The 22399-nt window shown below is 66.0% G+C and carries 24 protein-coding genes and 1 tRNA gene; 13 read left to right on the top strand and 12 right to left on the bottom strand.

Annotated features, from left to right (window positions below; translation table 11 throughout):
- Nucleotides 1-96 precede the first annotated feature (96 nt).
- The 4 genes from ACZF5Y_RS09320 to orn all read right to left on the bottom strand — a co-directional run bounded on the left by ACZF5Y_RS09320 (nt 97) and on the right by orn (nt 4405).
- Nucleotides 97-1521, bottom strand: a complete 1425-nt coding sequence (locus ACZF5Y_RS09320; RefSeq protein ID WP_497532371.1) for a mechanosensitive ion channel domain-containing protein — start codon at nt 1519-1521, stop codon at nt 97-99.
- Between the two features lies 1 nt (nt 1522).
- Complete coding sequence (locus ACZF5Y_RS09315; RefSeq protein WP_497532369.1) at nt 1523-3148, bottom strand: adenylate/guanylate cyclase domain-containing protein; 1626 nt, start codon at nt 3146-3148, stop codon at nt 1523-1525.
- 196 nt (nt 3149-3344) lie between these two features.
- Nucleotides 3345-3680, bottom strand: a complete 336-nt coding sequence (locus tag ACZF5Y_RS09310) for a hypothetical protein (protein WP_497532368.1) — start codon at nt 3678-3680, stop codon at nt 3345-3347.
- A 71-nt stretch (nt 3681-3751) separates the two neighbouring features.
- Nucleotides 3752-4405, bottom strand: coding sequence for an oligoribonuclease (orn, locus tag ACZF5Y_RS09305; RefSeq protein WP_497532367.1), 654 nt, complete (start codon nt 4403-4405; stop codon nt 3752-3754).
- A 141-nt stretch (nt 4406-4546) separates the two neighbouring features.
- Here orn and def point away from each other — a divergent pair, with 141 nt between their 5' ends.
- Nucleotides 4547-5110 carry a peptide deformylase gene (gene def, locus ACZF5Y_RS09300; RefSeq protein WP_497532366.1) on the top strand — a complete coding sequence of 188 codons (564 nt, stop codon included), beginning with the start codon at nt 4547-4549 and terminating at the stop codon, nt 5108-5110.
- A gap of 6 nt (nt 5111-5116) precedes the next feature.
- On the opposite strand, the gene ACZF5Y_RS09295 is transcribed toward def, so the two are convergent.
- Nucleotides 5117-6337, bottom strand: a complete 1221-nt coding sequence (locus ACZF5Y_RS09295) for an MFS transporter (RefSeq protein ID WP_497532365.1) — start codon at nt 6335-6337, stop codon at nt 5117-5119.
- Between the two features lie 68 nt (nt 6338-6405).
- Here ACZF5Y_RS09295 and ACZF5Y_RS09290 point away from each other — a divergent pair, with 68 nt between their 5' ends.
- Both ACZF5Y_RS09290 and ACZF5Y_RS09285 read left to right on the top strand, forming a co-directional pair.
- The gene (locus ACZF5Y_RS09290; protein ID WP_497532364.1) at nt 6406-7023 is read left to right on the top strand and encodes a PadR family transcriptional regulator; all 618 of its coding nucleotides are present in this window, start codon (nt 6406-6408) and stop codon (nt 7021-7023) included.
- Nucleotides 7020-8516, top strand: a complete 1497-nt coding sequence (locus ACZF5Y_RS09285; RefSeq protein ID WP_497532363.1) for a DHA2 family efflux MFS transporter permease subunit — start codon at nt 7020-7022, stop codon at nt 8514-8516. The genes ACZF5Y_RS09290 and ACZF5Y_RS09285 overlap by 4 nt, the downstream gene beginning before the upstream one ends.
- Before the next feature lie 66 nt (nt 8517-8582).
- On the opposite strand, the gene ACZF5Y_RS09280 is transcribed toward ACZF5Y_RS09285, so the two are convergent.
- From ACZF5Y_RS09280 to ACZF5Y_RS09250, 7 genes are all read right to left on the bottom strand, one after another.
- A tRNA-Arg gene (locus ACZF5Y_RS09280) sits at nt 8583-8655 on the bottom strand.
- Between the two features lie 84 nt (nt 8656-8739).
- Entirely contained in the window at nt 8740-9678 is a 939-nt protein-coding gene (locus ACZF5Y_RS09275) for a GGDEF domain-containing protein (RefSeq protein WP_497532362.1), read from the bottom strand.
- Nucleotides 9679-9721: 43 nt separating this feature from the next.
- Nucleotides 9722-10300: an HhH-GPD-type base excision DNA repair protein gene (locus tag ACZF5Y_RS09270; RefSeq protein WP_497532361.1), complete on the bottom strand. Its 579-nt coding sequence runs from the start codon at nt 10298-10300 to the stop codon at nt 9722-9724.
- A 71-nt stretch (nt 10301-10371) separates the two neighbouring features.
- Entirely contained in the window at nt 10372-10869 is a 498-nt protein-coding gene (locus tag ACZF5Y_RS09265) for a globin (protein ID WP_497532360.1), read from the bottom strand.
- Nucleotides 10866-11777: a mechanosensitive ion channel family protein gene (locus ACZF5Y_RS09260; RefSeq protein WP_497532359.1), complete on the bottom strand. Its 912-nt coding sequence runs from the start codon at nt 11775-11777 to the stop codon at nt 10866-10868. Before ACZF5Y_RS09260 ends, ACZF5Y_RS09265 begins: the two co-directional genes overlap by 4 nt.
- A complete protein-coding gene (gene pepN / locus ACZF5Y_RS09255) occupies nt 11778-14363 on the bottom strand; it encodes an aminopeptidase N (protein WP_497532358.1) in 2586 nt (861 codons plus the stop codon). It lies immediately after the preceding gene.
- 79 nt (nt 14364-14442) lie between these two features.
- On the bottom strand, nt 14443-14574 hold the full coding sequence (locus ACZF5Y_RS09250) for a hypothetical protein (RefSeq protein WP_497532357.1): 132 nt from the start codon (nt 14572-14574) through the stop codon (nt 14443-14445).
- Nucleotides 14575-14757: 183 nt separating this feature from the next.
- Here ACZF5Y_RS09250 and ACZF5Y_RS09245 point away from each other — a divergent pair, with 183 nt between their 5' ends.
- The 10 genes from ACZF5Y_RS09245 (at nt 14758) to rph (ending at nt 22398) form a co-directional block, all read left to right on the top strand.
- Nucleotides 14758-15726 carry an aldo/keto reductase gene (locus ACZF5Y_RS09245; protein WP_497532356.1) on the top strand — a complete coding sequence of 323 codons (969 nt, stop codon included), beginning with the start codon at nt 14758-14760 and terminating at the stop codon, nt 15724-15726.
- 5 nt (nt 15727-15731) lie between these two features.
- Entirely contained in the window at nt 15732-16355 is a 624-nt protein-coding gene (locus ACZF5Y_RS09240; RefSeq protein WP_497532355.1) for a mycothiol-dependent nitroreductase Rv2466c family protein, read from the top strand.
- 57 nt (nt 16356-16412) lie between these two features.
- The gene (locus tag ACZF5Y_RS09235) at nt 16413-16904 is read left to right on the top strand and encodes a ribose-5-phosphate isomerase (protein WP_497532354.1); all 492 of its coding nucleotides are present in this window, start codon (nt 16413-16415) and stop codon (nt 16902-16904) included.
- Entirely contained in the window at nt 16904-17908 is a 1005-nt protein-coding gene (locus tag ACZF5Y_RS09230; RefSeq protein ID WP_497532352.1) for an Fpg/Nei family DNA glycosylase, read from the top strand. The genes ACZF5Y_RS09235 and ACZF5Y_RS09230 overlap by 1 nt, the downstream gene beginning before the upstream one ends.
- Before the next feature lie 196 nt (nt 17909-18104).
- On the top strand, nt 18105-18704 hold the full coding sequence (locus ACZF5Y_RS09225) for a dihydrofolate reductase family protein (protein WP_497532350.1): 600 nt from the start codon (nt 18105-18107) through the stop codon (nt 18702-18704).
- A gap of 121 nt (nt 18705-18825) precedes the next feature.
- Nucleotides 18826-19170, top strand: a complete 345-nt coding sequence (gene rplS / locus ACZF5Y_RS09220) for a 50S ribosomal protein L19 (RefSeq protein ID WP_053353259.1) — start codon at nt 18826-18828, stop codon at nt 19168-19170.
- A gap of 152 nt (nt 19171-19322) precedes the next feature.
- Complete coding sequence (gene lepB / locus ACZF5Y_RS09215; RefSeq protein ID WP_497532349.1) at nt 19323-20042, top strand: signal peptidase I; 720 nt, start codon at nt 19323-19325, stop codon at nt 20040-20042.
- 3 nt (nt 20043-20045) lie between these two features.
- The gene (gene rnhB, locus ACZF5Y_RS09210; protein WP_497532348.1) at nt 20046-20750 is read left to right on the top strand and encodes a ribonuclease HII; all 705 of its coding nucleotides are present in this window, start codon (nt 20046-20048) and stop codon (nt 20748-20750) included.
- A gap of 9 nt (nt 20751-20759) precedes the next feature.
- A complete protein-coding gene (gene murI, locus ACZF5Y_RS09205; protein ID WP_497532347.1) occupies nt 20760-21665 on the top strand; it encodes a glutamate racemase in 906 nt (301 codons plus the stop codon).
- Nucleotides 21658-22398: a ribonuclease PH gene (rph, locus tag ACZF5Y_RS09200; RefSeq protein ID WP_497532346.1), complete on the top strand. Its 741-nt coding sequence runs from the start codon at nt 21658-21660 to the stop codon at nt 22396-22398. The genes murI and rph overlap by 8 nt, the downstream gene beginning before the upstream one ends.
- Nucleotide 22399: the final 1 nt, after the last annotated feature.

Here is a 22399-nt window from a genome sequence, read left to right as displayed (position 1 = left end):
CGTATCATCATAACCCAATGCTGCGATCGAACGCCAATCCGCGCGGCCCCCGCGGCGTCTCGGCGTGTTGCGCGAGACCGGGGGCCGCATCTCCGGTCACGTGCGTCGAATGATGCCGCGATTGATGCCGATCTGCTGCGCGGCTTCGGCGGCCAGCTTGCGCTTGAGGTCGAGTGATTCACCGATTTCGGCCGCCAGTCGCGGTCGTGACGCGATGAGTGCGTCGACGGTGTCGATGGGCAGCGACAGCACCGTCAAGATTTCACCGGCGACCACGACCGCGTGAGACGGCTCGCGGGTCAGTGCCGTCAGGCCGACGAGGTCTCCCGGCCCCGCCGAGGTGAACTCCAGTCGCCCGCCATCGGACTCGAGCGCCACCGATGCGCGGCCGGACACGACCACCTGCACCGAGTTGGGGACAGCGCCGGTCGGCAGGACGACCTCGCCCACACCATAGCGCTCGAGTCGCGCAGTTTTCCGCACGAGTTCGCGACCATCTTCGCGAAGGTGCAGCGTCGGTGTGACGAACTCGATTGCTGCGTCCAACCGTTCGGGCTCGGCGATCGGATCCGTTGAGTCGCCGTCGAGTGCGAAGCCGCGTCGGCGCGCTGCATACCAGAGCCATGACAGGTACAGCGTCTGAGCCCGCTGCGCATCCGACGGGCCGTCAACCGGAATCGAGACTTCGAATGCCGCATTTCCCGAATAGTCGACCGTCGCGTTCTCGCCGCGGCGTTTCATCGGCAGCGCATTCGCAACTTCGACCAGGAGCGCCATGACCTCGTGCGGCGGATCGTCGGTGGTGAACTTCACTGCAGACGTTGCGAAGTAGGGACCGGCGGGTTCGCTGAGATTCGTGAAAGAAGCACCCGAGAGGGTGGAGTTCGGCACGATCTGAATGCCAGATCCAGTTTCAATGTGCACCGCACGCCAGTTGACTTCGACGACTCGACCGCGCACGCTGCCGGTGTCGAGCCAGTCGCCGATCTTGAACGGCTGCTCGAAGAGCAGCAGCAGGCCGGAGATCACGCCACCAACGGCGTTCTGCAGTGCGAGCCCGATGACAATCGACGTGACGCCCAGAGCGGCGAACAGGCCGCCGACGTCGGCCTCCCACACCCAGGAAAACAGAATCGCGAGCCCGACAACCACCAGCACGAGGCGCGCGATCTCGATGAAGATCGACGGAATGCGTTCGCGCCACGACCCGGGCTTCGCGTTTGCGAAGAGCGCTGCGTTGAAGGAAGACAGTACGAGCAGGATCAGCAGGAAGCCGAAGACCGTCGCGGCAACGCGCACCCACACGAGTTCGGCGGGGGAGGTGATCGCGAACGCGAGCAGGGCGAAGAGCGCCCCGGACGGGATGACCCAGTTGCGGAAGAATCGCACCGGCCCCGCAAGCGGATGGCGGCGACGCGCGAGGAACGTGATGAGTTCCGTGAGTCCGACGAGTACGACAGGCACGCCGACGGCGAGGACGATGATCCACCACGTCCACGCTTGAGCGAAGAGATCAGCCATATCAGGGGACCTTCCAGACCGTCTCGTGCTCGCCGCGCGACTCGACAGTGCCGGCCTCGACGTACTCGAAGATCTCCTGCGTGCGGTTGTACACGGTCTGGCTCACATACACGCCGGGGTCGCCGGTGACCGAGCGCACTCGGTAGGCCAGGCTCACCGCATCGCCCCACAGATCGTAGGCGAGGGTCTTGCGGGCGACGAGGCCGCTTGTCACGGTGCCGGTATCGACGCCGGCTCGCACGGAGATCGAGGACCGGTTCTGTGCATTGAAGCGCTCCACCACCGTCACGAGTGACTTCGCGAACTCCACGCTGCGGCGTACGTTGTCGACGCGCGGCACGACGAGACCGGATGAGACGAGGTAGCCGCCGCGCAGAGTACGCACCTTCTCAACACCGGCCTTCTCAGCGGCTTCATCGAACCCGCGCATCAGCGTGTTGAGCTGACTGATCTCCTCTTCGGGGGTGAGGCCGCGCGCATAGTCGTCGAATCCGACGAGCTCTGCAAAGGCCACCGAGACGTTCTCGTGCGCCTCGCTGATCGCCTCGTCGCCCTGCTTGTAGCGGGCGGCGACGCTCTCGGGCATCAAGGTGTGCAGCAGTTTCTCGTTCTCGACGCGCTGCTCGTCGATCAGATCCTGCTTCAAGCGCAGGCTCGAGGCCATGTCGTTGAAGGCGCTGCCGAGTCCGCCGAACTCATCGCGCGATGCATCGGGCACCCGCACGTCGAGGTCGCCCTCGGCAATGTGGTGCGTCGCATCGACGAGACGTCGGATCGGTCGGGTGAACACCTGAGCGAGCGCGAGCGAGAGGAGCGATACCGCGACGAGTATGCCGAGTAGCGAGAGCAGCACGTTGCGGGTGAACGCGGTGACCGGGGCGAAGGCTTCGGAGGTATTGATGCGTGCGACGACCATCCAGTCGAGCCCCTCGATGTTGAGTGGTGCGTAAGCGGTGATGCTCTCATGGCCAACGTAGTCGCGTCCGACGATTGCCCCCTTCTCACCAGCTTTCGCCGACTCGATCGCGGGGGTGTTGATCTCTTGCAGCAGCGTCGTGCCGCCCACGTCGACGATGCGCTGGGCCACCGCGGGAGAATTGCCGCCGTCGACGGCGAGTTGTGCATAGTTCTCCGGATCCTCGATGAGCATGCGCGAGTTGCTGCGCATCAGATTATCGCGGCCGACGAGGTACACCTCGCCGGTGTCGCCGAGGCCCTGCTGCTTCCACTGCTCGTTGCCGGTCATGACATCGTTGATACGGTCGATCGACACCTGATACGCCAACGCTCCGGTGATCCCGCTGCTGTTGCCGATCGGCGAGATGACCCACATGGCGGGCACGTTCAAGGAAGGGATCCATCGTTCAAAGTCCGTCATCATCACGGTGTCGACGGAGTTCGTCGCGATGGCCGCACGGTACTGATCGGCGAACGAGGTTTCACGATACGGGCCGGTATTGAGGTTCGTGCCGAGCTCGGTGCCCTTGAACGCTGAGAATACGACGTCGCCGTCGAGGTTGAGCAGCAGCGCATCCTCGTATCCGGCCTGATCGATCAGACGAGTGAAGTAGTCGCCATAGCGATCAGCCGCGGCCGAGTAGGTCGTTCCGTCGCCGGCGTCATTCATGCGCAACTGGGCTTCGTAGCCGCTGTCGTCGAGTGTCAGATTGTTGGTCGTGTACTGGGACTGCAGATACTTGCCCGCAACTGAGTCAGGAATGAACGCTTCGTCTCCATAAGCGTGATCAGCCCGCTTCTCGAGCTCGGGAATAAATGTATCCGCGTAGTATGACGTGAGCGCTGCGTTGTCGGCTTCGCTCAGCTCAGAACGGCTCTGCAGCTCTGTTCATTTCACGCGACAGTGTCTGCGCGCTGAGATTGCGCGACTGCAGCGAGGCATCGAGACGGATCGTCTGGATCGCCGTCTCGATCTCGGTCGCGCGCATGGATCGGATCGTCGTTACTTGATCGATCGCCGAATCCTGCAGTGACTGCCGCCCGTTCACGAAGCCGATGGCGCCCACCACAATCGACGAGACCAGGCTCACGCCGAGCAGCATGATGAGCAACTTTGACTGAATGCTCAGCCCGCCGAATTGCCGTTTACGTCGTGGTGTCGATCCATCCGCGAGCGTTGCGGCGGTACTGCTGTCACTCATGCATCCCCCAATGCTGTGGGCACGCATTGCCCAGTCCAGGTTTAACTGTAGTGGGCGAGGGGGGAGTGGGACTACTGCGGTTCGGGCTCGGTCTGCTCCGTGTCGATGAGGCTCGCGTAGCGGTCGATTGCGGCGCGTGAGAGCTCCGTCGCGGCTGCCTTGTCGGGCCCGGGCTGAGCGACCATCACGGCGTCGCGGAAGTAGGCCAGCTCCTGGATGGACTCGGCGATATCGGCGAGCGCACGGTGCCCTCCGCGCTTCTCGGGCGCTGCGAAGTACCCAGCCGGATACCAGCGACGGCTGAGCTCCTTGATGGTCGATACGTCGACACTGCGATAGTGCAGGCGCTCTTCAAGCGTCGGAAGATACTTTGCAATGAATCGGCGATCCATGCCGATCGTGTTGCCGGCGACGAGCGGACGACGGCCCGCCGTGACGAATCGCTTTAGATAGTCGATGACCTGCTGTTCGGCATCTGCGAGGGTCGCGCCACTCGCGATCTTCGGCAGCAGCCCCGACTTCTCGTGCATTGAGCGCACGAAGTCGTTCATGTGCGCGAGTGCGGCTTCGCCCGGGTTGATGACGATTTCGAAGCCGGCGTCGAGCGGTTTCAGGTCGAAATCAGTGACGATGACCGCGATTTCGCAGAGCCCATCGGCATCGACGTCGAGACCTGTCATCTCGCAGTCGATCCAGACGATCTGGTCCGCTGGCGTGTTCGGCACGATTGCTCCTCGCTGCTGCGTAGCGAGCGTCGGTGATCGCTCGCAATCGCTCCAGTCTAGTCGCGTGCATTCTGCTGCTGGATCGCCGGGCGGGTTCGGGGGCGGCGCGGCTGGCACAGGCGACGCCGTAAACTGGCCGGCATGGCTGTTCTCCCCATCGTGATCTCTGGCGAGCCCGTGTTGCATCGTCCCGCCGCCCCAGTTACCGCGTTCGACGACACCCTGCGCGCGCTCGTCGACGACATGTTCGAGACGACGGTGGCGGCTCCGGGAGTCGGGCTGGCAGCACCTCAGGTGGGCGTCGATCAGCAGGTGTTCGTCTGGATCTATGAGGATCAGGACGAGGCGCCCGAGCGAGGCGTTGCGATCAATCCCGAACTCTGGATCACCCCCGCGGAACCGGGACTGCCCGACGATGACGAGGTCGAGGGGTGCCTGTCGTTCCCGGGGAAGCGGTTCGCCCTGCGCCGGTCACCGAGAGCGCTGCTCCGCGCGCAAGACATCGATGGGAAGCACTACGAGGTCAGTGCATCCGGGTGGTTCGCGCGCGTTCTGCAGCACGAGTTCGATCATTTGCAGGGGTTGCTGTACGTTGACCGGCTTGTGCACCCGGAGAATCGCGGCGCCCAGAAGGCTCAGCGAAAGAACGGTTGGGGCAAGCCGGGGCTCAGCTGGCTTCCGGGGGTCGACGACCTCGAGGGGTGACCCCGGTCATGCTCGTTCGGGCATCCCAGTGTCTTCGAGCAGCGGTCGAGAGGCCGGCGTCAGCGACCACGCGATCGCCGCGACGGCGATGAGCGCCGCCGTAACGCCAAACGCCCAACCGAAGCCGGCGATGTCGACGATGGCTCCGGCGATGAGCGGGCCGAGCACTCCGCCCAGATCGCTCATCATCGAATAGCCGGCGACCACCGCGCCGCCTCGTCGGCCTGCGAGTACATCGGCGAGGACCGCTTGCTGCCCGGGATTCACCAGTGCCGACCCGGCGCCGGCGACGAACATGATGACGATGGCCGCCCACAGCACGGGCGCGGCGGGAAATGCGGCGTAGGCGGCGGTCAAGATGACACTTCCGCTGACCAGGAGCGGTTTGCGTCCGACCGTGTCGTTCCATTTCCCGGAGGGAAAGATCAAGAGCGCGTTTCCGGCAGCGTAGGCGGCGAGCACCCAAGCGGCCATGGTGGCATCTCCCTGAAAGGTGACGGCGACGAGGATCGGGATGATCGAGACGCGCACGCCGAACGACGACCATCCGAACGTGAACACCGACCAGAGCAGCGTGCGGTACTGCGGAATGCGCAGCGCCGCACCCAGCGTGAGCTCCGCGCGTTCGTCGTGGGAGCCGCGCGGGGCGCGGCCGGCAGCTGCAGAACGGCGGAGCGCGATCGCGACGACCGTCGCCGCTGCGATGAGGGTGAAGAAGTAGCAGACGAAGGGCGCGCGGAGACCGAATACGGCGACCGCCCCGCCGAGCACTGGGCCCAGGAGCCCGCCGAGTAGGAACCCAGCGGCATTGACACTCGCTACGCGCCCGCGGGCATGAGTCGGGCTGACCTTGATGAGCAGTGCGGTCGCCGCGACGGTGAACATCGCGGAGCCGATACCGCCGATGCCGCGGAGCACGAGAAACTGCGGGTAGCTGACGGCGAGTGCGGCAGCGCCGGTCGAGCCGGCAACGACCAGAATGCCGATGATGTAGGTGCTGCGCTCACCGAGCTTGCCGACGACCCAGCCCGCGAGCGGCGCCGACACGAGTCGCATTAGCGCAAAGGCGCTCACGATGGCGGATGCGGCGAAGCTCGACACGTCGAATTCGAGAGCGAACTGAGGGATCGCGGGAGCCACCACGCCGTAGCCGAGCGCCACAGTGAAGCCTCCGGCAACCAGGGCCCACACCTCGAAGGGGAGTTTCTGACGGCGGGAAGCGGGCACCTCAAGATCCTACTGGTCGTAGCTTGCTGTTCCAAGTGGTATATTCCATGTGGACCAATAGGGGGATGATGACGAATCCGAAGCTGACGCCGCTCGGCGTGATGCTCCTCGCGCTGCTGCGCGAGGGCGACATGCACCCCTACGAAATGATGCGGCTGCTGCGAGCTCGCGAGCGCGATCGACTGTTGAAAGTGACGAACGGCACGCTGTACCACACGGTCGCGCGACTGCTTGAGCACGCGCTCCTCGAAGAGATCGGGGTGGACCGAGACGGCAACCGCCCCGAGCGCACGACTTACTCGCTGACCGAACGCGGCGACGCGGCAATGGTGGCGTGGGTGCGCGAGCAGCTGCCGCGGGTGGATCGGGCGACCGACTTCCGAGTGGCGCTCGCCGAAGCGCACAACCTCTCGCGCGAAGACACCCTGATGCTGCTCACCCAGCGGCAGACCGCACTCGCCGAAAGTCTGACCCGAGCCGAGCAGGCGCTCGATGCGGCGACGGCAGCGCACGCACCGATGCAGTACGTGATCGAGATCGAGCGAACGGCCGCAATGAGACACGCTGACCTGCAGTGGTTGCAGACGCTGTTGCAGCGTCTGGCCGATCCCGCATTCCCCTGGGGCCCTGGCGCCTCACCACAGACTGAGCACTACTTGCAACTCCGAAAGGCAGCACGGCAATGACCGATACCTCCAGCGCAGCGACCCCCGCGGCAGCGACCGGCGCGTCGCACACCGCACCGCGCAGCCCCTGGCCCGCGCTCTGGGCGATGATCATCGGCTTCTTCATGATCCTCGTCGATACGACGATCGTTTCGGTCGCCAACCCCGCGATCAAAGCGGCACTCGACCCCAACACCAACAACCTCGACAACGTTGTATGGGTGACCAGCGCCTACCTGCTGGCGTACGCCGTGCCCCTCTTGATCACCGGCCGCCTGGGCGACCGCTTCGGGCCGAAGAACGTTTACCTCGTTGGCCTCGTCATCTTTACACTCGCCTCACTGGGGTGCGGGCTCTCAGGCTCGCTCGAGTGGCTCATCGTCTTCCGTGCGGTGCAGGGCATCGGTGCGTCGCTCATGACACCGCAGACCATGGCCGTGATTACCCGCACCTTCCCGCCTGCTCAGCGCGGAGCGGCCATGGGCCTGTGGGGTGCCACCTCAGGTGTCGCGCTACTCGTCGGCCCGCTCGCCGGCGGCCTGCTCGTCGACGGCCTCGGCTGGGAGTGGATCTTCTTCGTCAACCTGCCGGTCGGCATCATCGGCTTCGTGCTCGCCGCGATCCTCGTGCCGCAGCTCGACACCCACGAGCACAAGTTTGATCTGTTCGGCGTCTTCCTCTCGGCGGTCTCGCTGTTCCTCATCGTGTTCGGTCTCCAGGAAGGCGAGAAGTACGACTGGGTTGCATGGATCTGGGGCACCATCGCTGCCGGCGTGGCGGTCATGGGCCTCTTCATCTGGCAGCAGGCGAAGACCCGCAGCGAGCCCCTGGTGCCGCTGCGACTCTTCAGCGATCGCAATTTCTCGATCGCGAACATCGGCATCTCAGTGGTGGGTTTCGTCGTCACCAGCATGACGCTGCCGATGATGTTCTTCATTCAGCTCGCACGCGGCCTCACGCCCACGCAGTCGGCACTGCTCATGGTACCGACGGCGGTTGCTGCGGGAGTGCTCTCGCCACTCGTCGGTCGGCTGCTCGATCGCATCGACGCCCGCTTCCTGCTCGTCCCCGGTCTACTGCTCGTCTCGGGTGCGTTGTTCTGGTACTCGGCGCTCATGAACGCCGACACTCCGATCTGGGTCTACCTGCTGCCGTCGTTCCTTATCGGTGTCGGCAACGCCGGCATGTGGGGCCCGCTCGCCACCACGGCGACGCGCAACCTCGACCCGCGCCAGGCCGGAGCCGGGGCCGGTATCTACAACACGACCCGCACCATCGGATCGGCGATCGGCTCGGCGGCGATCGCGGCGTTCATCCAGTCGCGCCTCGAAGCGAACCTGCCCGGGGCGGCTGACGCGGCGGGCGGTATCGGTGGCGGGCAGCTGCCCGCACAGATCGTGCCCGGATTCTCCGACGCGATGTCGCAGACGCTGTTGCTCCCCGCGATCGTGATGCTCGTCGGCGTCGTCGCGGTGCTCTTCCTCGAGCGGCCGAAGCACCTCGCGCGCGGCTAGCTCGAGCCTGCAGAAAACGCGCTCGCACCCCTCAAATCGACGGGGTGCGGGCGCGTTGTTCGTGGGTGCCCCCGGCAGGATTCGAACCTGCGACCAACGGATTAGAAGGCCGTTGCTCTATCCACTGAGCTACGGGGGCAGCCCTACGAGCGTACACCGATCAGGGAGCCCACCAACGCACCGTGCACTGTTGTGACTGGGGGCCGTGGCCTCGCTCGCTTGATCAGATACGCACCGCGTGCTTCTGGGCGTACATCTCCGCGTCTGCGGTCGAGATCGCCTCCAAGACCGTCGCGACGCCCGGCACCGCAGGGGCGCAACCGAGTGATGCGGAGACTCCCGCCGTGTTCAGCGCATCGCTGAAACGTTGAAAGTGTGCGGGCAACTGATGCGTCGTGACGCCGTTCGCCAGAATCGCGAATTCATCGCCACCGATGCGGGCGACGCGGTGCGCGGGCGATGCCGCAGCCTGCAACGCTTCGGCGGCTCGCGCGATCAGTCGGTCGCCGGCGGCATGGCCGTCGCGGTCGTTCACGACTTTGAGTCCGTTGAGATCGATGATCGCAATCGAGACTGGATCGCCGAAGGCATCGACGCGCTCCTGCGCGTCGGCGACGACCCGATCCCAACCTCGACGATTCAGCACCCCGGTGAGCGCATCGGAGTGCGCGAGCGCGTCGGCGATGGCGATGCTGCGACGCTCACGGTCGATGTTGCGCGAAAGCTCGAGCTGCGTCGAGAGCAGCTCGCTGAGCAGTCGCACCAGCTCTTCATCGACGGTCTCTTCGATGCGCAAGGGTTCAGGCCGCACCCCGCAGAGCACACCGAACAGGTCGCCATTGTCATCGCGGATCGTGTATCCGGCGTACGCGCCTACGTCGGCCGCTGCGGTGAGATCGGCGTAATCGGGGTCGGCGCGGGAATCGCGAACCACGTGAGCGGCGCCGTTCGACATTCGACTGCAGAACGATTCGCTCCAGTCGACACGGTCGCCCACTGAGAGCACTTGGTCATGCTGCACGTGCACGTGGATCTGCTCGCCGTTCGCGACGCGTGAGACCGACCAGTCGGTGAGCGGAGTATGTTCGCGCAGGTAGGCGACGACGCGTTCGGCCGATTGCGTGAATGTCGTTGCGCCGTTGAGCGCGAGTGGATCGGGCATCAGCACATCGGCTCTGCTTCTCGGCGCCGGACCGAATCGCGGATCATGCCGTGCGCCCCTGTTTCGCTGCCGCTTTCGCGGCACGCTTCGTCTCACGCACCTCGAGCAGCGTTTCCGGCGAGGTGATGTCGGCGACGCTGCGTCGTGACCCCTCTTCGCCATAGGCGCCGGCGGCTTCACGCCACCCCGCGCCCGAGAAGCCGAGCTGCTTGCCGATCAAGGCGAGGAAGATCTTGGCCTTCTGCTCGCCGAAACCGGGAAGGGCCTTGAGACGCTTCAGTACGGTCTTGCCGTCAGGATCGCCCTCGGTCCAGATCGCCGCGGCGTCGCCGCCCCACTCGTCGACCAGCGTCTGGCAGAGCGTCTGCACGCGCGTCGCCATCGAGCCGGGAAACCGGTGCACCGCGGGCGTCTGCTTGAACGCTTCGAGGAACACCTCGGGGTCGGTCGCCGCGATGGTACGCGCATCGACGTCACCCACGCGCTGCTGAATCTTGAGTGGGCCGACGAACGCGACCTCCATGGCGATCTGCTGATCGAGCAGCATGCCGATGAGGAGCGCGAGTGGATTGTTCGTCAGCAGCTCATCGGCTGCAGGATCGTCGGTGAGATGCAGGCTCATGCCAGCAGTCTAGTAAGCCGGGCTTCCGGATTTCGAGTGACGCGACGCGAAACATCTTGGTCGTCGGAAGCCTATTCGAAGCGGTTCACCATCGCGGTCGCGGCGCGCTCCACGTAGTCGCGGAATGCGGCGTCGTGCATCGGTGGCAGTGCGGCCTCGTCGAGCGCCGCGTGCATATGGCGCAGCCAGCGCTCGCGTGCATCCGGGGTGACCGCGAACGGCTGGTGCCGCATGCGCAGTCGCGGGTGGCCGCGTTGTTCGGAGTAGGTCGTCGGTCCGCCCCAGTACTGTTCGAGAAATGCGCGCAGGCGCCAGGTGGCACCCTCCCAGTCGTCATCGGGATACATCGGGGCGAGTACCTCGTCGGTGCGCACCCCGCGGTAGAACGCCTCGGCGATGATCTCGAAGGTGGGGGTGCCGCCGACCTGGGACCACACGGTGTCGGTCACCGCGTTTCCTTGCTCGCCCGAACGCAGCGTGAGTTTCGCGGGCGCCGTTGGCGCGGCCTGCGGCAAGTTCGCTGCTGGGTGAGCGCTGGAACTGCCTGGGATCGACGGAATGCTGGTCATGCTGCGCCTCCGGGCGGCTTCGGCAGCTCGTCTGCCAGGGTGATGTCGTGCTCGCGGAACTTGCGGCGCAGTTCTGCGCGAATGCCGCGTTGCACCTCCCACTGCGCTTCGGGCCGCGTGCGCACGGTGAGCCGCAGCGTCGCGCGGTCGCCATAAATGCTTTCGAGGCCGAGCAGTTCGGGCGAACCGGTGACCTTGCGGGCGTAGCGCTCGGAACGCAGCAGCTCTTTCGCCGCATCGAGGGTGACCTCGGTGACGTGCGCGAGATCTTGCCGGGCGTCAACGGTCACGTCGATGACGGCCTGGCCCCACCCTTGCGAGGCGTTGCCCAGGGTGAGGATCTCGCCATTGCGAATGAACCAGAGCGTGCCATCGATCGCGCGCACCTGTGTCACGCGGATGCCGACGTCTTCGACGGTGCCGCTGACGGCGCCGATGGTGACGACGTCCCCGACCCCGAGCTGATCCTCGAACACCATGAAGACGCCATTCAAGATGTCTTTCACGATGTTCTGAGCCCCGAAAGCGAGCCCGGCGGCGACGATGCCCGCAGAGGTGAGCAGCGCGCCCAGATCGACGTTGAGCTGGCTGAGGATCAGGATCAGCGCGATGACCACGATCGCCCAGGTGATCACTGCGCGGCCGACGGTGCCGAGGGTGCGCGTGCGCTGCACGGCGCGTGCGCTCACGTAGGGCGCCGCGCGCATCTCAGACGTCGTGTCGACGTCTTGCGCCTTCTTCACCCCGCGCACCACGTGCGTGACGGTGCGCATCAGGAGCTTGCGCAGCAGCCAATTCAGAAGCACCGCCACGATCACGATGAGCGCGATCGTGAGCGGCACCTGATAGGTGGTCAGGAAGTCGTGAAACGCGTTCCCGACTGCCTCCTCGACACCGTCGCCATCCATTTAGGCCTCCTGGTCGGCCGCCTGCACGCGCAGCGCGCGCTCGACACCCGAAAGGTGCTCCGAGACCATGCGGCGCAGGGCCGCCGGGGCTTCACCGTTCGCTTCGAGCCATGCACGGGTCGCCTGCGCAAGGGCTTCGCTTGCCAGCTCCGCCGGGTAGAAGCCCTCGACGAGTTCCTCGGCGATCGCGTAGCTGCGCGACTCCCAGATCGGCAGCAGCGCGGCAAAGAAGCGCTCGACGTACGGCTCGAGCACGGCGAGGTCGTGCGCGTGCGTGAACCCTGCGGCGGTCGCGCGGACGATCGCGTTCGGCTTGTCGGCATCGTCGAACACCGAACTCCAGGCGCGTGCCTTGTCATCCGCCGTCGGAAGCGCAGCACGCGCGTGCGCGGCCGACTGATTACCGTTCGCCGTGCGGTCTTCCGCGAGACGCGCATCGATCTGCGCGTCGGTGGCGCGGCCGCCCGCGGCGAGCGAATAGAGCAGCTCCCACCCGAGGTCGGTGTCGATCGCCAGCCCGTCGAGCGAACGGTCGCCGTCGAGCAGAGCCTGCACGATGTCGAGCTGTGCGGCGCTCGTGGCAGCCTGCGCGAACGACTTCACGAACTGGAACTGTCGATCGGAGCCAGCCTCGGCGTTCGCCGCGAGCTCCCACAGCGCATCCGCGACCTTTGCCCCGGTCGCCTCGCGTCGATCGCGAGCCACATAGCTCGCCGCCGAGAGCAGCAGCTGGCCGAGCAGGGTGCGCAGCGTGGTCGATGCCGCCTCGCGGCCGATGTGCGCCAGCACGATGTCGATGAACCGGCTCGCTGGAAACTCGCCGTCTCGCGTCGCATCCCAGAACGTGCCCCAGAGCAGCGCGCGTGCGAGCGAATCCTCGGCGCTGCCCAGGTGCGCCGCAGCCGTGTCGAGCGAGCGCTCGTCGAGGCGGATCTTCGCGTAGGTCAGATCGTCGTCGTTCAGCAGCAGGAGCGCGGGCTGCGCCACGCCGACCAGTTCGGCGACGTCGGTGCGCTCGCCATCCACGTCGAGTTCGATGCGTTGCGTGCGGCGCAGCACGCCGCCCTCGACCTCGTAAAGTCCGACGGCGATGCGATGCGGGCGGATCGTGGGGTACTCGGCGATCGCCGACTGCGCGATGGCGAAGCGGGCGTAGCGGCCGTCTGCATCGAGCTCGAACTCCGGGCGCAGCGTGTTGACGCCCGCGGTCTCGAGCCACAGCTTCGACCAGCCGGTGAGGTCGCGGCCGCTGCGGGCTTCGAGCTCCGTGAGCAGGTCGGGCAGCTCGGTATTCGAGTGATGGTGCTTCACGAAGTAGTCGTGCACGCCCTGCATGAAGGGCTCGCGACCCACCCAGGCGACGAGCTGCTTGAGCACCGACGCGCCCTTCGCGTACGTGATGCCGTCGAAGTTGACGAGCACGTCTTCGAGGTCACGGATCGGGGCGACGATCGGGTGCGTGGAGGGCAGCTGATCCTGCCGGTACGCCCATGACTTCTCCGAAGCGACGAACGTCGTCCAGCACTCGGTCCACTCGGTCGCCTCGGCGACACCGAGCGTCGACATGTACTCGGCGAACGATTCGTTGAGCCACAGGTCGTTCCACCACCGCATCGTCACCAGGTCGCCGAACCACATGTGCGCGAGTTCGTGCAGGATCGTGACGACGCGACGCTCGCGCATCGCGTCGGTCACCTGGCTGCGGAAGACGTACGCCTCGGTGAAGGTGACCGCGCCGACATTCTCCATCGCACCCATGTTGTATTCGGGCACGAACAACTGGTCGTACTTGTCGAACGGGTAGGCGTAGTCGAATTGCTCTTCGAAGAACTCGAAGCCCTCGCGCGTCTTATCGAAGATGTAGTCGGCATCGAGGTGCGGTGCGAGCGACTCGCGGCAGAAGACGCCGAGCGGAATGGTGCGACCGTCGCGGCTCGTGAGCTCGGAACGGACGACGTGGTACGGGCCGGCGATGAGGGCCGTGATGTAGCTCGACATGACAGGCGTCGGCTCGAATGCCCAGGTCGCGATGGCCTGCTCCGCCCAGTCTTCGCCCTGCGCGGCGGCCTTGACGCCGGCATCGGCGGGCTCGGGGGTCGGTTGGTTGCTGACGACGTGCCAGCGCGCGGGCGCGGTGATGGTGAACGCGAACGTAGCCTTGAGATCGGGCTGCTCGAAGACCGGGAACATGCGGCGCGAGTCGGGCACCTCGAACTGCGAGTAGAGGTAGACCTCACCGTCGGCGGGATCGACGAAGCGGTGCAGCCCCTCACCCGTGTTGGTGTAGCGCTGCGTCGAGGCGATCCTGAGCACGTTCTCGGCGGCGAGACCGGGCAACTGGATACGCGAATCGGCAAAGACCTCGGCCGGGTCGAGCGCGGCACCGTTCAACTCGACGCGCTCCACTGAGTCCGCGATGAGGTCGATGAACGTGGACGCCCCGGCGGTGCCGCTGAAATGAATCGTGGTGACGGCGGCGAAATTCTGCGCGCCGGTCGTGAGATCGAGGGCGACCTCGTAGCGATTCGTCGAGACGACTGCGGCGCGCTCCTGCGCCTCCGCACGGGTGAGGTTCGTTCCTGGCACTGAAGCTCCTGACGATCGGGAATACGTGATGCGCCCAGCCTAGGCCCGGCGCCTATCATCCCGCTCGGAACGACGCGGCTCAGGCGATCGTGAAGACGATGTCGCCGCGCTCGCACACGGCCCATTCGATGAGCCGGCGCATCGCCACCGCTGCCTTTCCGGGGGTGCGGCGAGTGGTCTGCATGGGCGTGGCATCAGCTGTGGCGTGCATGGAACTTCCTTCGTTCGGTATTCACGGGGCTCGTGCAACGCCCGCTGGTCACTCGTAATACGGGTCCAGGTGCGAATCGTGACGCGCGTTTGAAGAATTCATGCGGCCGCCGTCGGTGTCGGCGCCGACACCCGTGTGCGACCGCGCGCCGCAGCCTCACGTTGCTCCTCTACAGTGGGAGCCATGCAACGCCAGCTCGGTGTCTCTGACCTGTTCGTCTCGACCGTCGGCCTCGGCTGCAACAACTTCGGGCGGCCGGGCGCCGCGACCGAGACGCAAATCGGCACCGACGCGGTGATCGGCTCCGCGATCGACGCAGGCATCACCCTGTTCGACACCGCAGATCTCTACGGGTACGCCTTCGGGCGCAGTGAGGAGATGATGGGGCGTGCTTTCGGCTCCAGGCGTGACGAGGTCGTGCTCGCCACGAAGTTCGGGCACCCCGACGCCGACGCCCCCTATGCCGGTGCTCGCGGCTCACGGGAGTTCATTCGTGCGTCGGTTGAAGGATCGCTGCGCCGCCTGCAGACCGACCGCATTGATCTCTATCAACTGCATGTGCCCGACCCGACGACACCTATTTCGGTCACCGTCGCGGCACTTGACGAGCTGGTAAGGGAAGGCAAGATTCGCGCGTTCGGGCACTCGAACTTCAGCGCTGACGAGATGCGTCTCGCCGCTGAAGCCGCGAGTGAACTCGGCACCGGCGCGTTCGTCTCGGCGCAAAACGAGCTGAGTCTCGTGCAGCGCGACGCCGACCGAGACGTTGTGCCCGCGGCCCGCGATCTCGGCCTCGGGTTTCTCCCATTCTTCCCGCTCGCCAATGGCTTGCTGACCGGTAAATTCGCTCGCACGCGATTTCCTGCCGACAGTCGCATCATGCGGCAACGCCCCCACGTCGCCGAACAGGCCGACTGGGACGCGCTCGATGCCTATCGGGCGCACTGCGCCGAATGGGGCGTCACGATGCTGGAAGCAACGTTCGGCTGGTTGCTCGATCATGCGCCCGTCACAAGCGTCATCGCCGGGGCCACGACTCCGGAGCAGGTGCGACAGAACGCCCGGGCAGGGGAGCGGTGGCGCCCCGATCACGCCCAGCGCGAACGCATCGAACAACTCTTCCCGGTGCCCGCCGGCGCGCGAGTAGGCTGAGCCGCATGAGCACCGAAACCGCATCGCCGTCAGCGCAGCCGTCCGTCGAATTCTGGTTCGACCCGATTTGCCCGTGGTGCTGGATGACGAGTCGATGGGTGTCGAATGTCGCTGAGCAGCGCGGCTTCGACGTCGTCTGGCATCCGGTGAGCCTGAAGGTGATCAACGAGGGCAATGAGCCCGGGCCGTACGATGAGGCGATGCGTCACGGCCATCGCTTGGGTCGCGTCGCCGTCGCCGTCGGTCGCGAGCACGGCACCGAGACGGTCGGCAAACTCTACACGGAGTTCGGTACCGCGATTCACCCGGGCGGTCGTGAGGATTTCGACGCCATCCTGACCGATGCACTTGCCGCGCTCGGCCTGGATGCGGCGTTCGCCGCAGCCGCCGACGATGAGCAGTACGACGCCGAGGTGCGCGGCAACACGGCGCACGCCCTCGAGATCGCGGGGCCCGATGTCGGGGTGCCTGTGATCTCGGTCGACGGCGTGGCCTTCTTCGGTCCCGTTGTCACCCCGGCGCCGCAGGGCGAGCAGGCGCTCACGCTCTGGGACGGCATCGTTGCGGCCGCCAGCGTGCCGGGATTCTACGAGCTGAAGCGCGGTCGCACCCAGGGGCCCCAGTTCTGACTCGTGTCGCCGGTGCGCGGGGTCGCTGAGCTCCCGCGCACCGGTAGCATTGACCCCATGCGTATTCACGTCGCCACGGACCACGCCGGGCTCGAGTTCAGCCAGCAGTTGCAGCACCACTTGAGCGAGCTGGGGCACGAAGTCATCGATCACGGGCCTGCCGAGTACGACGCACTCGACGACTACCCGTCGTTCTGCATCAACGCCGCCGTCGGCGTCGCTCGCGACGAGCGAGCAGGCGTCGACGCGCTGGGTGTCGTCTTTGGCGGGTCGGGTAACGGCGAGCAGATGGCAGCGAACAAGGTTGAGGGCATTCGCGCTGCGCTCGTGTGGAACGAATCGACGGCGACGCTCGCGCGTGAGCACAACAACGCTAACGTCATCTCGATCGGCGCGCGCCAGCACGAGGTCGCCGACGCGATTCGATTCATTGAGCTGTTCATCTCGACGCCGTTCCCCGGAGACGAACGTCACGTGCGACGCATCGGGCAGCTCGGCGAGTACGAGCGCACCGGTGAGATCGTCGGCAAGCAGGTCGACAGCCTCTAATGCCCGAGGGCCACTCCGTACACCGCATTGCCCGGCAGTTCGCGGTCAATTTCGTCGGTTCCGCCCCTGAGGTGACGAGCCCCCAAGGGCGATTCGCTCAGGGCGCCGCATTGTTGAACGGCCGCGAGATGACCGACGCGCGCGCCGTCGGCAAGCAGATGTTCCTCGAGTTCGCTGGCGGGCACTGGCTGCGCGTGCATCTCGGCATCTATGGCGCCTGGGACTTCGCCGGAGATGTGCGGGTCGACGCGTCGATTCAGATCCACGGCCAGACCCCGGGGCACTCCAAATTGGGTCAGACCGGTGAGTACTCGAGTCCCGATCAGGCCCGGCCCCTCGACCGTGATGCCGAGGACTCGGTGGCCTCGATCGGGGCGCCCCGCCGCAGTCGGGTGCGCATGGCCGAGTCGGATCGCGCATCTGATGCCTCTGCAGAGTTTCCACCCGAGCCGGTCGGTCAGGTGCGTGTGCGTCTGCTGAACGATCGGGTGTGCGCCGACCTGCGCGGCCCCACCGCGTGCGAGGTGCTCACTCCTGCGGAGGTCGACGCGGTAGTATTGAAGCTCGGTCCCGACCCGGCGAATGCGAACACCCCTGAAGAGCGGGAGCGTTTCGTCGCGCGAGCACTGCGTAAGAAGACGCCCATCGGTCTGGTGCTCATGGATCAGTCGGTGATCGCGGGAATCGGCAACGTGTACCGGGCCGAGATGCTGTTCCGTGCAGAGTTGAACCCGCACACGCCTGCGAACGCGATCGACCGTACGGTGCTCGAATCGCTGTGGGATGACTGGGCGCACCTGCTGCAGATCGGCATCACAGTGGGCCAGATGATCACGATCGACGGGCTGACCGGCGAGGCATATCAGCGAGCGCTCGAGGAGCGCGACGAGCGGCACTCGGTGTACAAGCTTGAGGGCACGCCCTGCAAACGATGCGGCACGAATATCGTGCTCGAGGAGTTCGGAGCCCGCAAACTCTACTGGTGCCCGGGCTGCCAGTCCTGACGCAGTCAGGTGAACGGCCATTTCTGGCCGTTCATGCAGCCCCGGATGCCGTCTCGGCATCCGTGCAGCGCGCTGCGTGATGCGCGCGCGTGGCTGCCAGTCCTGACGCAGTCGGGTGAACCGCCTTCAATGTCGGTGGTCTGAGTCACACTGGAAGCGCCCTGAACACCCCGCATTCCCGTGAAACGAGCCGCACATGACCCGCACGATCTTCTATACCGCGACGACCCTCGACGGGTTCCTTGCCGATCCCGATGACTCGCTCGATTGGCTGTTGCGCCAAGACCAAGAAGAGGGGGGACTCGGCGACTACTCCACGTTTCTGCAGGGCGTCGGCGCGATCGTGATGGGCTCGACCACGTACGAGTGGGTGCTGGCGCACGAGAACGGCGAGTGGGGGTACGACCTGCCCGCATTTGTGTTCACGACGCGTGAACTGCCGCTGCCGAGCCGAACCAGTCACAGCGGCGCGCCCGACGTGCGATTTCGGCGGGGCAGTATCGCCGACGCGCTCGAAGAACTGCGCGCGGCGGCGGGGGAGCGCGATCTCTGGGTGGTCGGCGGCGGCGACCTGGCCGGGCAGTTCGCCGACCTCGGCGCACTGGATGAAGTACTCACCTCCATTGCCCCAGTGACCCTGGGCGCGGGCCGGCCGCTGCTGCCCCGAAGGCTCGACCTTGAACTGCTCGAGGTATCGCGAAATGCGGGCTTCGTTGTCGCGAGGCACCGGGTGGTGGGCCGATTGCGTGAGGATGTGCAGGCAGACGGTGCGTCGGGCTCCCGAAGTGTGGCATAATTGATCCTTGTGCCACGGTGCGGCACTGCCGCGAGGGTCCGCACGAACCGTGAGCCGAACACCTCAGTACTTTTTCGATATCCGCGTTCCGACTTGCGGCGGGCGCAGAGAGTAGACAACCATGCAGAAGCTCGACCACGTCGATGCCGCGTCGCTCAAGAGCGACATCCCTGAGTTCCGTGCCGGTGACACCGTCAAGGTGCACGTGAACATCATCGAGGGCAACCGCTCGCGTGTTCAGGTGTTCCAGGGCATCGTGATCTCCCGCCACGGCGAGGGTGTTCGCGAGACCTTCACCGTTCGCAAGATCAGCTTCCAGGTCGGCGTGGAGCGCAAGTTCCCCGTGCACTCGCCCGCGATCGACAAGATCGAGGTCGTCACGCGCGGTGACGTGCGTCGCGCCAAGCTCTACTACCTGCGCGGCCTCACCGGCAAGAAGGCGAAGATCAAGGAGAAGCGCTTCTAATCGAACGCTTCACTCACGGCATGTCCACGGCATGCCGATACGCTCTCAGGCTCCCCCCGGCAATAGGGTGGGAGCCTGAAGTGTCTCACCGGTAGGGGAGACACGAGCATCCGCACCACCGCAGCACCACACCCATCGACAGGGGCACCCACATGAGTGAAGCCGAGGCATCGACCTCAACGCGTCGAACCCGGCGGGGAGGTGTCGTCGGTTTTCTCCGCGACCTGCTCGTCATTCTGGTCGTCGCGTTCCTCGTGTCGTTCCTGCTGAAGACGTTCCTCGTGCGCAGCTTCTTCATTCCGTCGGAATCGATGGAGAACACGCTGCAGATCGACGATCGCATCCTGGTGAATCAGCTCGTTCCCGATCTCGTGCCCGTGCAGCGCGGCGACATCGTGGTCTTCAAAGATCCGGGCGGGTGGCTGTACCCGCGCAGCACTGAGCCTCCGCAGGGCTTCGAACGCGTGCTGCAGTCGGTTGGTCTCGCCGCCGACACGAGTAACGAGTACGTGGTGAAGCGCGTCATCGGCATCGGTGGCGACCGCGTCGAATGCTGCGACGCCCAGGGCCGTGTGATGGTCAACGGGGTGCCGATTGACGAGCCCTACATCGTGAAGCCCGAGGGCGAAGAGCGGGCGTCGGCGATCGACTTCGACGTCACTGTTCCCGAGGGATCGCTCTGGGTCATGGGCGACAACCGTTATCAGAGCAAGGACTCGCGATACAACCAAGACCAGCCGGGCAAGGGCTTCGTGCCTGATGATGAGGTCGTCGGTCGTGCCTTCGTGCTGAACTGGCCGCTCAACCACTTCGCCTGGCTCGGCACTCCCGAAGGCACGTTCACCGGCGTCGACGCGGCGAAAGCGAAATAGCCGGTGGCGGGCGAGGCTGCCGCGACGCGGTCGAAAGATCCCACCCTCGACGTCGAGCACGAATACTTTGCCGAGGGCGCCGAGATCGTTATCGGTATCGATGAGGTCGGTCGAGGCGCGATCGCCGGACCGGTCGCCGTCGGCGTGCATGCGGTCACGGCGGGTACCGACGAATTTCCTGACGGGCTGCGCGACTCCAAATTGCTCAGCGAGAAGCGGCGCGACGCGCTCGCTCCGCTCGTGCGCGACTGGGGCAACGGGGCCGTCGGCTTCGCCAGCGCCGAAGAAATCGATGCTCAGGGCATCACCGCGATGCTGGGCCATGCCGCGCGGCGCGCGCTGCTCGAGCTGCGCTCGACGGGTGTGCCGGTTGAACGTGCGGTGATCCTGCTCGACGGATCGCACGACTGGCTGTCGGGCGTGCTGCGCGCCCCGCTCGACGTGCGCACCCGCGTGGGCGCCGATCGTGATTGCGCGAGTGTCGCAGCAGCGTCGGTGCGGGCGAAGGTGGCGCGCGACGCTCTGATGCGTGACGCCGATGAGGCGCACCCGGAGTACTCCTGGGCGTCGAACAAGGGGTACGGGGCGAAAGCGCACTACGCGGGTATCGCGAGCGCGGGTCTGACCGAGTTGCATCGGCACACCTGGATCAAACTCGCCGCGCTCGGAGACTCGGCCCCCGCACCGGCTTCGACGCCCCTCGGGTAGTCTGGTCGAGTGAGTTCGCAAGCTTCTGACGCGTTCGCGCCCATCGGGGTGTTCGACTCCGGAGTCGGCGGGTTGACGGTCGCCCGCGCGATTCGAGACCAGCTGCCCGGCGAGTCCATGATCTACGTCGGCGACACCGCACGCACCCCGTACGGGCCCCGGCCGATTGCCGAGGTGCGGCGCTTCGCGCTCGAAATACTCGACGGGCTGGTCGATCAGGGCGTGAAGATGCTCGTGATCGCCTGCAACACCGCGTCGGCCGCCGTGCTGCGCGACGCCCGTGAGCGATACGACGTTCCCGTGGTCGAGGTCATCGGCCCGACTGTGCGCAGCGCCGCATCGATCACCCGCAACCGACGTGTCGGGCTCATCGGCACGCAGGGCACGATTCAGTCGCGCGCCTACGACGACCTCTTCGCCATGCGTCCCGAGATCGCCCTCACCTCCGCCGCGTGCCCGCAGTTCGTCGAACTCGTCGAATCGGGTGAAACGAGCGGTGCTCGGGTGCACGAAGTCGCTGAGCAGTACCTGGCGCCGCTCGTCGCCGAGGGCATCGACACCCTCGTGCTCGGGTGCACGCACTACCCGTTCCTGCGCGGTGCGATCCGCCAGGTCGTCGGTGCCGATGTGGCCCTCGTGTCGAGCGACATCGAGACCGCGAACGAGGTCTTCCAGGTGCTCACCGATCGCGGGCTGCTGCGCCCGACCGGGTCGGGTGAGCCCGAGCTGCGCTACGAGGCGACCGGGCCCGATACCGCTGCATTCGTCGAGCTCGCGAGGCGCATGCTCGGGATCGGCATCGACGCCGTCGACCGACTCGAAACCGGCGCGATTCGCCTGCCGAACTCGGCAGCCGCGCCAGACCTTACCCACGTATCCGATCCGCCTGAACCCCCGGGAGCCCCAAATGACTGAGACCCTCCGCGCCGACGGGCGCACCCCGCAGCAGACCCGCCCCGTGACCATTGAGCGGGGGTGGAGCGCGCAGGCGGAGGGTAGCGCGCTGATCTCGTTCGGCGACACGAAGGTGCTCTGCACGGCGTCGTTCACTCCGGGGGTTCCGCGCTGGCTCGCGGGTAAGGGCACCGGCTGGGTGACCGCCGAGTACTCGATGCTGCCTCGATCGACGAACGAGCGCATGCAGCGCGAGTCGATCAAGGGCAAGGTCGGCGGGCGCACGCACGAGATCTCGCGCCTCATCGGGCGCAGCCTGCGCGCCGTCATCGACACGAAGGCGCTCGGCGAGAACACGATCGTCATCGACTGCGACGTGCTGCAAGCCGATGGCGGTACTCGCACGGCGTCGATCACGGGCGCGTATGTCGCCCTCGTCGACGCGCTCGAGTGGGCGCGCGAGCGCGGGTTCATCGCGAAGAAGGCGAAGCCGCTCACCGACAGCGTCGCGGCAATCTCGGTCGGTATCGTCGACGGGGTACCGCTGTCTGACCTCGCCTATGTCGAGGATTCGCGTGCGGAGACCGACATGAACGTGGTGGTGACCGGCTCCGGCGACTTCGTCGAGGTGCAGGGTACCGCCGAGGGCGCACCGTTCAAGCGCGACGAACTCGATGCGCTGCTCGATCTCGCGCTCGTCAGCACGACCGAACTCTCCGAGCTGCAGCGCGCGGCGCTGGCGGAAGGACGCTGAG

The organism is Leucobacter sp. WKLB1 (genome assembly GCF_059696215.1).
Note: the sequence above shows the minus strand (reverse complement) of the source record. Positions and strands in the feature narration are given on the sequence as shown.